Origin of the sequence: Latilactobacillus graminis DSM 20719 (assembly GCF_001436415.1) — a bacterium.
Taxonomy (GTDB): Bacteria; Bacillota; Bacilli; order Lactobacillales; family Lactobacillaceae; genus Latilactobacillus; species Latilactobacillus graminis.
The window spans coordinates 75,904-90,569 of the sequence record NZ_AYZB01000005.1 but is presented as its reverse complement, the minus strand read 5'-3'; the positions used below and the strand labels follow the sequence as shown (position 1 = coordinate 90,569).

Here is a 14,666-nt window from a genome sequence, read left to right as displayed (position 1 = left end):
CTGCACTTTATTTCTTTCCCTATTTCAGTTTGGCAAGTGCCGCTTTAGCTGCTGCCTGTTCAGCCGCTTTCTTATTTCGACCAATCCCGGAGCCTAAGACACGCTCATCCATCATGACATCCACTTCAAATTGGCGAGCATGCGAAGGACCGACTTCTGCCAATAATTTATACTCAATTTCAACTTCGCCATCTTGTTGTAAAAACTCTTGTAAATTAGTCTTGTAATCCGTTTGGTCTGAAAATTCACCAGCTTCAATCTTGGGAAAGATAATTTGTTCGATGAATTTAACGACCGCCCCGCGCCCTTGATCTAAGAACAAGGCACCATTAAATGCTTCAAATAAATCCTCTAACAGAGTTGCTCGCGCCCGGGCCCCATTTTTTTCTTCCCCTTTACCAAGCCGAATATAGCGATCAAAGTGAGCTTCTTTGGCAAAACTACTAAAACTCTTCGTACACACGATAGCGGCCCGTAATCGTGTGAGCTTTCCTTCGGGCCAATCTGGATACTGCTTATACAAATATTCAGAGACCGTAATCTCCATCACCGCGTCCCCTAAAAATTCAAGCCGTTCGTTATCACGCAGTTTTAATTCGCGATGTTCATTTACATAGGATGAGTGTGTAAAGGCTTCATCTAACAATGCTAAATTCTGAAATTCAATGCCATAGCGGGCTCGAAGCTCGCTCACTAGTGCTGCATCCAAAATTAATTACCCCATTTCAACTGTTTAATCTTTCATTATTATACCGTTTATCTGCCTAAAAAAACAGCGTCGTTCCTAGCAAACCGTTTCTGCCAGTAAGCATTAAAAAAACGCCTGATTTGAAGTATTCATTGTAACACGCAAACGAATATTTCAAAACAGGCGTAGCTTTTAAGCAGATGGTTGCGTCATCGCGGCTAAAGCCGCTTGATAACTTACTAATTCGACCTCAGTTGCATAGACATAATGCTCGTCTGCGACTTCGCGCAATTGGCGCCCTTCATTATCAGCTTCAATGGCACTATCATAGGCAATCCGACGGCGCTGCCGTTCTATCTTTGGGTCGGGTAATGGTACCGCAGACAACAAACTCTGTGTATACGCATGTAATGGCCGGTTATAAATAGCATCTGCCGATGCTAATTCCATAATTTTACCATTGTGCATTACCGCAATTCGGTCACTGATATATTTAACCATCGATAAATCATGCGCGATGAATAGATAAGTTAAGTTCTGTTGTTCTTGGATTTCTTTCATCAGGTTGACCACTTGCGCTTGAATAGAGACATCAAGCGCCGAAATCGGTTCATCAGCAATAATGAATTTAGGCTTCACAGCAAGTGCCCGAGCAATCCCGATACGCTGGCGTTGCCCGCCGGAAAACTCATGTGGATAACGCGTTGCATGATCTTTATTTAATCCCACTAATTCCAAAAGTTCATTAACGCGCGCATCACATTCGGCATCGTTTTGTACAAGATGATGCACGTGTAGCCCTTCGGCAATAATGTCTTTAACTTTCATCCGTGGATTTAATGACGCATAAGGATCTTGAAAAATCATTTGAATTTCTTTACGAAAAGCCTTCATTTCGCGACTATGATTTTTAATCTTGCTAATGTCACGACCATCGAATAAAATTTCACCATCTGTTGGGTTGTAAAGGCGAATAATACTTCGACCAGTCGTACTCTTGCCCGATCCAGATTCGCCAACTAGGCCGAATGTCTCACCTTCGTAAATTTCGAACGAAACATCATCAATTGCTTTAACTTCAGATTTTTTACCGGGACTAAAATATTGTTTTAAATGTTTAACCGATACTAATACCTTTTTATTCTTGTCCATCAATCATCCCCACTTTCTGTTGAACTTGCCCTTTTGGATACTTCGCCATCATAGCCCGGACAGCTGTTGGGGGCACTACGGTTGGTGCATCTGGATGCAATAACCAAGTTGCTGCAAAGTGCGTTTTAGAAACTTGAAAAAATGGTGGCTCTTGTTCAACATCGATTTGTAAGGCATATGGATTACGTGCTGCGAACGCGTCCCCTTTGGGTGGATCCAATAGATCAGGCGGTGTCCCCGGAATTGCCTCTAGGCGGCCGGCAGTATCCAGTGTGGGCATCGAGTTCAGCAGCCCCCATGTGTAAGGATGCTTTGGTTGATAGAAAATTTCATCTACTAATCCATATTCAATAATCTTACCAGCATACATAACCGCCACCCGATCTGCAATGCCGGCCACCACACCTAAATCATGCGTGATAAAAATAATAGATGTTTCAATTTTACGTTGTAATTCCTTCATTAAGTCAATAATTTGGGCTTGGACCGTGACATCAAGGGCTGTCGTTGGTTCATCAGCAATCAAAATTTGAGGATAGTCAACAATCGCAATGGCAATTACAATTCGCTGCCGCTGACCACCGGAAAACTGATGTGGATAATCCTTCATACGAGCTTTAGCATTAGGAATCCCAACCAGTTCTAAAACACTCTGTGCGCGTTTCATAGCCTCTTCTTTATTCATTTTTTCGTGAATCAATAGCGGTTCAGCTACTTGTTTCCCAATCGGCATCGTCGGATCCAAAGAGGTCATCGGATCTTGAAAAATCATCGAAATATCACTACCTCGCAAAGCATTCATTTCCGCTACTGATTTTTGTAGCAGTTCTTCATCATGATATTTAATGGACCCGCCCTTAATTTGTGCATTGCCTGCTAACAATCCCATAATACTCCGAACAGTTACTGACTTTCCTGAACCGGATTCACCAACAATTGCTAATGTCTCGCCCTTTTTTAAATTAAAACTGACATCCCGTATGGCGTGAACCTCGCCTGCATAAGTTTTAAAATCAATGCTTAAATGTTTAACTGCTAAAATGTTTGCCATTTGACAACCTCCGATGATCATACCGCGTCGAAACGGCTTTGTATTGACGTGTTTTTGAATTTTTTACGTTTGTTTAATTCTAAGAGCTAGACCATTGCAACCAGCAACTATGATTTCGGATCAAAGGCATCTCTTAATCCGTCTGCTAATAAGTTGACAGCAATCATGATGACACAAAGAACTGCTGCTGGATACCACATTTGGTACGGTAAGAATCGAAAGGCTTTTTGCCCATCTGATAACAATGTGCCTAACGATGCATTCGGTGCTGGAATGCCAATCCCAATAAAGCTTAAGAACGCTTCAAAGAAAATCGCACTCGGAATTGTAAACATTGTTTGAATAATAATCGTTGAGGATAAGTTTGGGATTAAGTGTTTCCAAGCAATCTTAGTCGAACTTTCACCCAGCGTCCGCGCGGCGAGCACGAATTCTTGTTCCTTCAATTGGAAGGTTTGCGCCCGGATCAGCCGGGCCATTGTAATCCATCCGGTAAAACCGATTGCGATGACAATTGACAATAAACCTGGACGAAGCACTAACATCATCAAGACGACGACAATTAAGTTTGGAATTGAGGAAATGATTTCAGTCACCCGCTGCATGAACATATCCAATCGGCCACCACGCCATCCGGAAACAATCCCATACGGAATTCCGATTAATAAATCGACCAAGGTCGCTAGAATCCCAATTAATAAAGATAACCGTGTTCCATATAAAATCCGCGATAGTAAATCACGACCGAGATAATCGGTGCCCAGGATAAACGTTTTGCCTTTGGGAACGCCTGCTTGTTGATATTTATCAACTTCAACACCGGAAACTACCATTTTGCCGGAAAAACCAGGTAGCTTGCCCGCCCCGATTTTAGGCGGTAAATTTGCGTAAGCTACGTTTTGTATATTCGGACTTTGTGGTGCAATCACCGGTGCTAATAAAGCGGCTAACATAACGATTACAAGCACTACAAGAGAGACAACAGCCACCTTATTTTGTTTTAACCGTCGCAGCGCATCTTGGGTAAACGTTAGTGACGGTGCGCTAATTTTTTCCTGTGCTTCATGTGTATCTTGGGCAAGCGGTTTAAAAGAACTAGCTGATATCTTGATATCTGTCATTTAGTGAGCCCCCTGACTGTCGCTTAGTCGAATTCGAGGATCAATAACCCCGTAAAGAATATCAACGACTAGAATAATGACGGTTAATAAGAATGAATAGAAAATCGTTAAGCCCATGATTGTTGGATAATCATTGGTCATAATTGATTTTACGAATTGTTCGCCAATTCCTGGGATTGAGAAAATATTTTCAACCACCAATGAACCAGTCATTAAGTTGACCGCCATTGGCCCGATAATCGTCACGACTGGAATCATCGAATTGCGTAAGGCATGTTTTGCCACTGTTTGCCATTTTGAATTGCCTTTGGCTTTGGCAAGTTCGATGTAATCACTGTTTAAGACATCAACCATTTCAGTCCGCATAAAGCGGGCAGTATTGGCTAATGGTGCCACTGCTAAGGCTAATGTTGGTAGAATACTAGATGACCAACCATCCCATAGGGCAATTGGAAATAGTTGTAATTTAAAGGCTAAGAAAAATTGGAGTAAAACCGCTAACACAAAATTAGGAATTGAAATCCCAACGATTGAAAAGAACGTCGCGACCCCATCAACCCATGTATTTTTACGGATGGCTGCTACTGCCCCAAGTAAAATCCCCAATAGTGAGCCAATAATCATTGCCTGGGCCCCAATTTGTAATGAGGGGCCTAAGCGCGTCAAGATTAAGCTCAACACAGGTTGATTGTTGAACTGGAAGGATGTCCCAAAATCACCATGCAACAATCCACCTAGATAAATGAAATATTGCTGGATCAATGGTTTGTTCAACCCATACTGTTCATTCATGATGCGTAATTGATCAGCACTCATTTTTTCTTGATTCGTATAGGGTGTCCCTGGCATCAACTTCATCATGAAGAAGGTCACCGAAGCGACGATGAATAGGGTTAGCACTAAATAGAAGATGCGTTTAAGAAGATATTTACTCATAAGTTCGCTCCTAACAAAAACAGGTTTCATTGTTTTTCAACGCCGAAACCCATCTTTATAAAGTCAGTTTATTTTTTTAAATAAAGTGAGACATTATTGTAGTTTCCTGAAGGACCATAGTCTAAACCTTTGAGACTTGGATTAGTTAAGTACGCCACACCTGATTGATACAGAGGAATAACACCTGATTCAGTATTCATAATATCTTGTGCTTTAACTAAATTTTGCCATCTTGCATTGGGGTCGTTAGCATTATCAACTTTACTTGCTTTGATTTGTGCATCATATTCAGCATTGCTCCAGTGACCATTATTATTATCCCCACCAGTTACAAACAAGTCTAAGAATGTAATTGGATCTGGAAAATCAGCATTCCAGGCACTGACCACCATATCGAAATCACCGTTGGTGGAACGCGTTAGTCGCGTCTTAAATGGTACATTCGCTAATGTCACTTTCAAACCAGACAAGTTCTTTTCAAGCGTGTTTTGTAAGTACTCAGCTTGTTTCTTAGCGGCATCTGTATCATCACCAAGCAACGTGTAATTAAATGTCTTACCTGTTTGACCCGTTTCAGCTAGTCCTTCTTTCCAAAGTTTAGCTGCTTCTTTAGGCTTGTACGTTGCATTTTGCTTACCGACTGGATCTAAATCAGACACAAAATCTTGCTTGGTTGTTGGATTAAATGACATATTTTTGGGTGTCAGCGCTGAAATTGGACTTGAGCCATCACCTAAAACTTGTGCTACCAGTTCCTTACGATTAATCGTCATCGAAATCGCTTGGCGGATTTTTGGATTTTTGAAAATTGGATTCTTTTCTTGGTTAACTTGCATATAAAATGTCGCTGATTTTTGTAACGTCGAATAATGCGTATCATTTTTCATCTGTTTAGCTGTATCACCACTGATAGAGGTTCGGTCTAATTTATTACTTTGAAAGAGATTCAAAGCTGTTGAAGGATCTTTCACGACTTGATACTTCAATGTTTTCACCTTAACTGCTTTAGCATTCCAATACTTCGTGTTTTTGACTTCTTGCCATGAACTATCAGGGCCATTCCAGTTTTCTAACTTATATGGACCATTAAAGACTAATGTTTTCGAGTTAGTGCCGTAACGCTTACCGGCTTTTTGAACAGCATCTGTATATTGTGGAAAGAATGTTGAACTAGTCATCAATTGACTGAAATATGGAATTGGTTTTTCAAGGGTAACTTCTAGGGTATGTTGATCCTTAGCAATTACTCCAAGTGAATCAACCGGTTGCTTGCCAGTCGTAATGTCGGCTGCATTTTTGATTCCCTCATAAATATAAGCATATTGTGAGCCAACCTTCGGATCAACCACTCTCCGCCATGCGTTAACAAAATCAGCGGCTGTCACAGGTTGTCCATTACTCCATTTGGCATTTTTTCTTAATGGGAATGTATAGGTTAAACCGTTGTTGGTTGGTTTCACGATTTTAGTCGCAATTGCTGGTTTGATATCTTTGCCTTCATAACGATAAAGGCCTTCCATCGTATCGGTTAAAGCCTGCGCGCCAATTACATCTGTATTTAACGCTGAGTCCATGGTTGCAATCACATCGCTGGTTGCAAAACTGGCAGTATCTGTCTTGGCTGTTTCTTTGCTGCCCGAGTTACCACAAGCTGCTAATAATAATGTCACCGCCACGGTTGTTACGCCTAATATCAAACTCTTCTCTCGTTTCATATGGACACTCCCTTCAGTTGTTAAAAATAATAATACCTGAATAAAAATGAAAAGTAAATAATAAATATTAAAATAATCTAATTTATTTTTATTGATTTAAAGCGTTTATAAGAATAATTCTCATTTTAAAACGCATTAATTACGATGTATTATGTGATTAATCTCATTTTAATAAACCGTTAGAAAGTAAAAAAACGAGGTAGTTAGCTGCGATTACTCGCTACTAACTACCTCGTTATATAAGATTACTATTTGACTTTTGCTTTAGATTTAATGTAAGTAACGGCATCAGCTACCGTAACAATCTTTTCAGCTTCTTCGTCTGGAATTTCCGCACCAAATGTGTCTTCCAATTCCAAAACGAATTCCACGATATCAATTGAATCAGCATCCAAGTCTTCCTTGAAGTTCAATTCATTTGTTACCTGATCCTTATTTAACTCAAATCGATCGCCAATAATAGCCGCAATCTTATCAAAGATTTCTTGTTCATTCATAATTAAAAACCTCCAAATTGAAACTCTTACCTACATCCCTAACACTCTGGGTATCCGGTGATTATACATAACTTTGCAACTCAATTCAAGTAAATTAAATCAGGCTTGCGAGATACATTGTAACGCCTTTAAACCTCGTTGTCCACTTATTTTAATCGGACTCTTTTGGGGCATTCTGCTGATCAAAATAATCGATTACTTTTTGAATTGTTTGGTTGGCTAACATCGCATGAATTTGTCGTACTGTGTAGTACACGGTCCGCCCATCTGCAGCGCCATGAGCCTTGATAACTGGTGCTTTCAAGCCTAATAAAACAGCACCTCCATAAACAGATGTGTCGAATTTATCACGAATCCCGCCGACACTCTTTTTCAAGAGTAAACCACCGATTTTTTCTTTGACACCAGCATCCATAATCGCATGTTTGACTTGCGACATCACGATTGTGGCAGTCCCTTCAATTGCTTTAAGTGTTGCATTGCCGGTAAAACCATCTGTGACTACAACATCCGCAACCCCTTTTAAGAGTTCGCTTGCTTCAACGTTGCCAATGAAGTTTAACGTTGGATCATCTGCCAACAGTTGATGGGCTGCCTTGTGCAATTCATCACCCTTGCCAGCTTCAGTCCCATTATTCAACAAGCCAATTCGCGGCTTTTGAATGCCACGCACGTCTTGTGCGTAGAAGTTCCCCATTAAGCCATATTGATGCAAGTGTTCTGGCTTCGCTTCGGCATTGGCCCCGACATCTAACATATTGAAGCCTAAATCTGAATTAATAGCTGGTAGGGTAGGCATTAAACCTGGACGATCAATTCCTTTAATTCGACCAATCACGAATAATCCGGCTGCTAAGAGCGCTCCAGTATTTCCTAGCGAAAAGAGTGCATCTGCTTCCCCGTCTTTAACCGCCTGCGCTGCCAGAACCATTGAAGCTTGCTTTTTACGACGAATCGCACGCACTGGTTCATCTTCGCTGGTAATTTTTTCGGTGGTATGCACAATCGTTAACCGCGTCATATCATCAAGCAACGGTTTAATTTGTGCTTCATCACCATACAATGTAAATTCAACATCTGTTAATTCTGACCGGGCTTGTAACACCCCTTCAATTACTGATTGGGGTGCAAAATCGCCGCCCATTGCGTCTACTGCAATTTTCATCATCATTCCTCTTTCCGTTTTCAATCTAACGTTAGGTAATTCTGCTTTTGTTGTTGTAAGTATGTTTTGAGTGGCGTATGATCCGGTGCTGCCAACTCAGGATCAAGCGTGAAGATTTTTTGCATTTCTTGCTGTGCAACTTGTAAGCTCGCAAAATCCGCCACTGGATCGCCGACTTTAAAGACGGGTAAACCAGATTGACGATCCCCGAAGACTTCCCCCGGTCCGCGCAACTCTAAATCTTTCTGCGCGACGACAAACCCGTCGTTTGTTTCTGTCATAATCGTCATCCGATCAATTCCTTGTTGATTTTTCGGATCAGCTACCAGAATACAATATGCTTTTTTCTTGCCACGACCGACCCGTCCGCGTAATTGATGCAACTGGGCTAAGCCAAACCGATCTGCATCAAAAATTAACATGACTGTTGCATTTGGAACATCGACTCCGACTTCGACAACCGTTGTCGAGACTAATAATTGAATTTGATTCTCAGAAAAAGCATGCATTATCTGATTTTTTTCATCATCTTTTAACTGTCCATGCAACAGTGCAACACGGTAATCAGGTTCAAATTGTTCTGCTAACGTCGCATAGATTTCCTCAGCATTCTTTAAATCCATCTGCTCCGATTCGGCAATCAATGGTGTAATTGCAAAAACTTGTGAGTCTGTGGCAAGTTGTTTACGGACAAAGCTGAGTGTCTGTTCTACTTGATTACTACGCACCCAACTGGTTTCGATTGGAATTCGCCCTTTGGGTAATTCGTCAATTGTTGAAACGTCCATCTCACCATACGCAGTAATCGCCAACGTCCGCGGGATGGGAGTCGCCGTCATCGCAAGAATATCAGGCTGTAGCCCCTTCTCACGCAGAATCCGCCGTTGATTGACTCCAAAGCGATGTTGTTCATCAATTACCGCAAAGCCTAACTTATGATAGACCACTGCATCTTGAATCAACGCATGGGTGCCAATAATGATATTGATTCGGCCGGATTCAATGTCCGCCAACAACGTCCGCCGCTCTTTGACCCCCGTCGAACCGGTCAACAAGCCAACCGTCACATTCATTGGCGCCAGTAATCGTTGCAAACTTTGATAGTGCTGTTCTGCCAAAATTTCCGTTGGGACCATCAGTGCGGCCTGATAGCCGGCAGTGACCGCTGCGAACAACGCAATTGCTGCCACAATTGTTTTCCCGGAACCAACATCCCCTTGGAGAAGTCGATTCATATGCGCTGGTGATTTTAAATCAAGACAAATTTCATTAACGACCCGCTTTTGTGCATCAGTTAAAGTAAACGGTAAAGTTTGAATAAAAGCTTTAAGCACATTGTTTTGATAAGGTAATGCTAACCCGTTTTCCACATGCCGATCAGCTTGTTTAATTGCTTGTAGTTGTAGTTGATATAAAAAAAATTCATGAAAAATAGCACTTCGTCGGGCCTGCTTTGCCTCAGTATAGGACTTAGGAAAATGCATTCCCGCAATTAACTCGCGCTCGTTCAATAACTTATACCGCATCCGAATGTCTGCTGGAATTAATTCAACAATGGCATTTTGATATAACTCAAAAGCTTCTTGAATCATCTTCACGAGCGTCCCTTGGCGGACATTTTTATTCACCGAATAAATTGCCGCAAACGAAGGATTTTCTGCCGATTGAACAGCGAGAACCTTCATGCCGGTTAAGGTGTGCCGTTTAGCATCCCATTTCCCATAAATTGCAACTTCGACGCCTGTTTCAAATTTATCCTTCAGATAAGGCTGGTTAAAAAAAGTGACCATAACAACATCATGCTCAATCAATAAACGTACATTCAGACGCGTCTTCCCCGGCCCCCAACGACTGATGACTGGATCAGCTACGACCGTTCCTTTTAATGTAACTTTTTCCTGATCAGCAGCTGTCGATAAATCCTTAACTTTTAAATCCTCATATCGAAACGGAAAATAATATAGTAGATCACTAATAGTGCTAATACCTAGCTGATTAAGGGCTGTCAAACGTTTGGGGCCGACACCAGCTAACACAGCAACCGAATCCGTTAAACTTATCATTGACAGCCTCCTTGTTACTCTATTTTAACGCCAATCCGCGCGTAATTTTACAATGGTATTAATTGCTGTTACAAAAAAAGGGAATCAGGTATTCTTCAGCCCCATTCCCGTTTTATTTGATTAATTATTCAACTGAAATCAAGTATGGGTAAACTGGTTGATTTCCTTCATGAACTTCCACTTCTAATTCTGGATCTTGGGCCATGATCGCATCGCTGATTTTTTCAGCTTCAGTTGCATCCCCATCTTCCCCAATAATAATTGTCACGATCTCACTGTCTTCATCGAGCATTATTTGGACCATTTCAATAGCAGCCGTTAAGCGCTCTGTGGTTGAGACCTTGATTTTGCCATCGATAATCCCCATATAGTCGTCCTTCTTAATTTCAAGGCCATCTAAGGTTGTATCTCGAATAGATTGAGTTACTTGACCACTAACCACAGTATCCAAAGCATCGGTCATGGCTCCTTGATTGGTCGCCAATTCAGCGGTTGGATCAAACGACAAGAGTGACGTCATCCCTTGGGAAATTGTCCGACTCGGCACAATTACGACTGGAATATCAGCCACATCGGCTGCCTGTTCAGCAGCCAAGAAGATATTCTTATTATTTGGCAATAGAATAACTTGTTTAGCATTTGCCGCCTGAATGGCATCCAAAATATCTTGTGTACTTGGATTCATGGTTTGACCACCACTTAAAATATACGTTGCACCTAAACTACGGAAGAGTTCGGCAATTCCCTCACCAACTGCGATTGCGATAATTCCATTTTCAATTGGTTCTGTTTGCGCGGGCGCAACCATTTTTTGATCATTTTCAACAATTGTAGCGTGTTGTAGACGCATGTTATCAACTTTAATCTTCACTAAAGAACCAAAATGTTGACCATAAGCCATAACAGCTCCTGGATGTTCGGTATGCACGTGAACTTTCACGACTTCTTCATCAGCAACAACCAAAAGAGAATCGCCAACTCCGTCTAAATGATTCCGGAATTCATCATAATCAAATTCGCGATCGACAGTTGTGCCATCGCCAAGTGCGACCATGATTTCAGTACAATAACCATTTTCAATGTTTTCTGTCCCCATTTGAGCAGTTTGATGATGATTGGCATTTACCATTTCATCCATTTCCGCTTCGTCTGGTGTATAGAGATCCTTAACTGGCGTCTGACCAGTCAAACCTTCTAAAAAACCTTCATAAATAAAAACTAATCCTTGACCGCCAGAATCGACAACCCCAACTTCTTTTAAAACCGGTAGTAATTCAGGCGTCTTCAACAAGGCCTTCTTAGAGCCCTCAACAACAGCTTCGACAACTGCGCCGATATCATCGGTTTGACCAGCAACTTTGGCACCAGCCTTAGCGCCTTCTCTAGCAACCGTTAAGATTGTTCCTTCAACGGGTTTCATTACTGCTTTATAAGCCGTTTGAACCCCATTGGTAAAGGCATCTGCTAAATCTTGCGCACTCAATGTTTCTTTTTCAGCGATGCTCTTAGAAAAACCCCGGAAAATTTGTGAACTGATAACCCCGGAGTTACCCCGAGCACCCATTAAAAGTCCCTTGGCTAAACTCTGCGATAATTCACCGACTGATTGCGCACTATTTTCATTAACCGCTTTAGCCCCACTTTGAAAGGTTAAGCTCATATTCGTCCCAGTATCCCCATCTGGTACGGGGAAAACGTTTAACGAATTAACAAACTCTGCATTTTTAGTAAGTCGACGGGCAGCAATCCGCATCATTGCTTGGAATTCTGCTGCTGTGATTTCAGTAACTTTCACGAATGTTCCTCCTTGAACGAAAACAAATAGAACTGGACCTAATGGCCAGCTCTGCTAATTAGTTTTAGTCTTCTAATACTCGTACACCTTGAACGTAAATATTTACTGAGTTCGCACTGACACCCAACATCGTTTCAAGATTATATTTCACTTTACTCTGTACGTTACGGCAAACTTCAGAAATTTTAATACCATAACCGACAATAATATACACATCAATTGCAACACCATTGTCTTCTTGACGCACAACAACACCCCGGTTATAGTTTTCACGGTTTAAAATATCGTTCAAATTATCGCGGATTTGATTTTTACTTGCCATCCCGACAATGCCGTAGATGTCTGTGGCAGCACCACCGACGACAGTTGCAATCACGTTATTAGTAATATCAATATCGCCATATTGTGTTTTAATTTTAACAGCCATTAAAATAGCCTCCTTGTGCCATACTTAGTATTATTTTAGCATAGCAGAGCAAAGTTGCAAAGCCACAGGCGGTGAATTATTATCACCAAAGCTTATTTTTGAACTTTAATGAGTTTAAACGACTTATTTTAGACTGTCAAGTAAATTCCCTTGAAAGAGTTCTTGCATTCCCTCGACTATTATGGTAAATTATTTAAGTGAATTGTATGAGCCGGTGTGCATGCATGCAACGATTAAGACTAACTGAATCATCTTATGTTTCTCGTTAATTCTACCGGCTTTACTTAAAGGAGGAATAAGACCATGGCAAAAGACGTTATTACCGGCCGTAAAACATCATTTGGCAACAAGCGTTCACACGCTTTGAACGCATCGCGTCGTTCTTGGAAGCCAAATTTACAAAAAGTGCGTATCTTAGTTGATGGCAAACCTAAACGTGTTTGGGTTTCTGCCCGTGCTTTGAAATCAGGCAAAGTAACTCGTGTATAATTTTTAAGGGGCTGTCAATTGACGGTCTTTTTTTTTACAAAAAAATAATCCGTCAGGATTAAATGACTTATATGCTACACACATCAATTTAAATTTTTCTCGATTTATACAGCATTTTTTGCTGATTTGATTTCTACTAAGACTAAGCATTCCTTATTCATACCCAAGGAATGCTTTTAATTTTGTCCTTTTAGAAATTTTAGTCATAAAAAGACCCCAATTATTAAAGTTTTTACTTTAATAATTGGGGTTCTAAGTTTATTTTTTAGTCCTTGCTTTGAATCACAGCGACTATCCCGGTTTTAAAGCTAAACCGACCAGTTGACCCAATAAACTCATTGCTAGCCCATGAAATTGGAACCTGCGTTTGATAATTTACTAGACGATATCTTTCATCAATTAAATTCAATCCAGTTGTTGGGACCAATGGTACAAAAGCTAGATAGGTTTTATCATCTTCTTTTTGAAGTTGGTAGTCCCCGGGTCCGTAAAAACGAATCGTATTTTGGCGATCACGCATCTCCAAACGTGCTAAAAACGGTTTAAACCGCTCCTCCAGCGGAATAAATAAATTGGCAAGAAAATGGTCTACCCGGCCACCTGTCGCACCATAAATTACGACCTGATCTGCCTGCAACTCAGTAAGTGCAATTGTTAATGCCAGTTGCGTATCTGTATCATCTTTTTCGGCTTGTACGGAACGAATATCTTTCACCATTGATTGGACAATTTCGCGTTCACTTGTTGATAATGAATCAAAATCACCAACTGCTACAACCGGGATGATGTTCTTTTGTAATAAACGCCATGTCCCACGGTCGGCGGTCACCCATTGCCCATCAATTGTTTCTGGATGTGCTAATTCGGGGGCCCATTCGCTAACAGGACCACCCACTAGCAAATTAACCCGCGTCATGAGCAGCCTGCTTCAAAGTCGCAATCCGCGTTGCCAAATCACCCGCAAACGTATACGAACCGGCGACAAAAATATCCGCCCCCGCTTTAGCACACGCACCGATAGTTTGGTCATTGACCCCACCATCGACTTCAATCGTATAAGTTATCTCAGCGTGCTGTTGCCGATAAATCGCTAACTCAGTGACCTTTGTCAACATCGCTGGAATAAATGTTTGCCCCCCAAAGCCTGGATTGACCGTCATTACCAAGACTTGATCAACCAATGATAAGACCGGTTCAATCGCACTAACCGGCGTACCTGGATTGATAACCACGCCAGCTTTAACACCGGCATCTTTAATCATCTGTAGACCACGATAAAGATGTTGCGTTGCTTCAGCATGAATCATGATTAAATCCGCGCCTGCTTCAGCAAATTGTGCAATGTAACGCTCTGGTTGTTCAACCATCAAATGTATATCTAGTCCCAATTGTGTCAAAGGACGTAAACCAGCGACTACTTGCGGCCCAAACGATAAATTAGGTACAAACATCCCATCCATAATATCAACGTGTAATAAATCTGCGCCTGCATGTTCTAAATTTTGAATATCTCTTTGTAAGTTCATAAAATCCGCACTTAAAATTGAAGGGGCAATTTGTTTCATTA

Annotated in this window: 14 protein-coding genes; 1 reads left to right on the top strand and 13 read right to left on the bottom strand. The window is 41.3% G+C overall.

Annotated elements, in window-relative coordinates:
- Positions 1-19 precede the first annotated feature (19 nt).
- From rnc to FC90_RS02665, 11 genes are all read right to left on the bottom strand, one after another.
- Positions 20-709 (bottom strand): ribonuclease III, encoded by a 690-nt coding sequence (gene rnc, locus FC90_RS02715; RefSeq protein ID WP_151886753.1) that lies wholly within the window; start codon positions 707-709, stop codon positions 20-22.
- A 171-nt stretch (positions 710-880) separates the two neighbouring features.
- Positions 881-1,840 (bottom strand): ABC transporter ATP-binding protein, encoded by a 960-nt coding sequence (locus FC90_RS02710; protein WP_057907768.1) that lies wholly within the window; start codon positions 1,838-1,840, stop codon positions 881-883.
- A complete protein-coding gene (locus FC90_RS02705) occupies positions 1,827-2,891 on the bottom strand; it encodes an ABC transporter ATP-binding protein (RefSeq protein WP_057907767.1) in 1,065 nt (354 codons plus the stop codon). The genes FC90_RS02710 and FC90_RS02705 overlap by 14 nt, the downstream gene beginning before the upstream one ends.
- 107 nt (positions 2,892-2,998) lie before the next feature.
- Positions 2,999-4,012, bottom strand: coding sequence for an ABC transporter permease (locus FC90_RS02700; RefSeq protein WP_057907766.1), 1,014 nt, complete (start codon positions 4,010-4,012; stop codon positions 2,999-3,001).
- Positions 4,013-4,948 (bottom strand): oligopeptide ABC transporter permease, encoded by a 936-nt coding sequence (opp3b, locus tag FC90_RS02695; RefSeq protein ID WP_057907765.1) that lies wholly within the window; start codon positions 4,946-4,948, stop codon positions 4,013-4,015.
- 68 nt (positions 4,949-5,016) lie between these two features.
- On the bottom strand, positions 5,017-6,663 hold the full coding sequence (locus tag FC90_RS02690) for a peptide ABC transporter substrate-binding protein (RefSeq protein WP_057907764.1): 1,647 nt from the start codon (positions 6,661-6,663) through the stop codon (positions 5,017-5,019).
- A gap of 248 nt (positions 6,664-6,911) precedes the next feature.
- Positions 6,912-7,160 (bottom strand): acyl carrier protein, encoded by a 249-nt coding sequence (gene acpP / locus FC90_RS02685; protein WP_057907763.1) that lies wholly within the window; start codon positions 7,158-7,160, stop codon positions 6,912-6,914.
- 151 nt (positions 7,161-7,311) lie between these two features.
- Positions 7,312-8,325, bottom strand: coding sequence for a phosphate acyltransferase PlsX (gene plsX, locus FC90_RS02680; RefSeq protein WP_057907762.1), 1,014 nt, complete (start codon positions 8,323-8,325; stop codon positions 7,312-7,314).
- A gap of 20 nt (positions 8,326-8,345) precedes the next feature.
- Positions 8,346-10,385, bottom strand: coding sequence for an ATP-dependent DNA helicase RecG (gene recG / locus FC90_RS02675; protein WP_057907832.1), 2,040 nt, complete (start codon positions 10,383-10,385; stop codon positions 8,346-8,348).
- A gap of 127 nt (positions 10,386-10,512) precedes the next feature.
- The gene (locus FC90_RS02670; protein WP_057907761.1) at positions 10,513-12,183 is read right to left on the bottom strand and encodes a DAK2 domain-containing protein; all 1,671 of its coding nucleotides are present in this window, start codon (positions 12,181-12,183) and stop codon (positions 10,513-10,515) included.
- Positions 12,184-12,247: 64 nt separating this feature from the next.
- Positions 12,248-12,610, bottom strand: coding sequence for an Asp23/Gls24 family envelope stress response protein (locus FC90_RS02665; RefSeq protein WP_004265575.1), 363 nt, complete (start codon positions 12,608-12,610; stop codon positions 12,248-12,250).
- A gap of 303 nt (positions 12,611-12,913) precedes the next feature.
- On the opposite strand from FC90_RS02665, the gene rpmB reads away from it, so the two are divergent.
- On the top strand, positions 12,914-13,099 hold the full coding sequence (rpmB, locus tag FC90_RS02660) for a 50S ribosomal protein L28 (RefSeq protein ID WP_004265581.1): 186 nt from the start codon (positions 12,914-12,916) through the stop codon (positions 13,097-13,099).
- Between the two features lie 265 nt (positions 13,100-13,364).
- Here rpmB and FC90_RS02655 read toward each other — a convergent pair whose 3' ends face one another.
- Together FC90_RS02655 and rpe are read right to left on the bottom strand one after the other, a co-directional pair.
- On the bottom strand, positions 13,365-14,015 hold the full coding sequence (locus FC90_RS02655) for a thiamine diphosphokinase (RefSeq protein WP_057907760.1): 651 nt from the start codon (positions 14,013-14,015) through the stop codon (positions 13,365-13,367).
- Positions 14,002-14,664: a ribulose-phosphate 3-epimerase gene (rpe, locus tag FC90_RS02650; RefSeq protein WP_057907759.1), complete on the bottom strand. Its 663-nt coding sequence runs from the start codon at positions 14,662-14,664 to the stop codon at positions 14,002-14,004. The genes FC90_RS02655 and rpe overlap by 14 nt, the downstream gene beginning before the upstream one ends.
- Between the last annotated feature and the right edge of the window lie 2 nt (positions 14,665-14,666).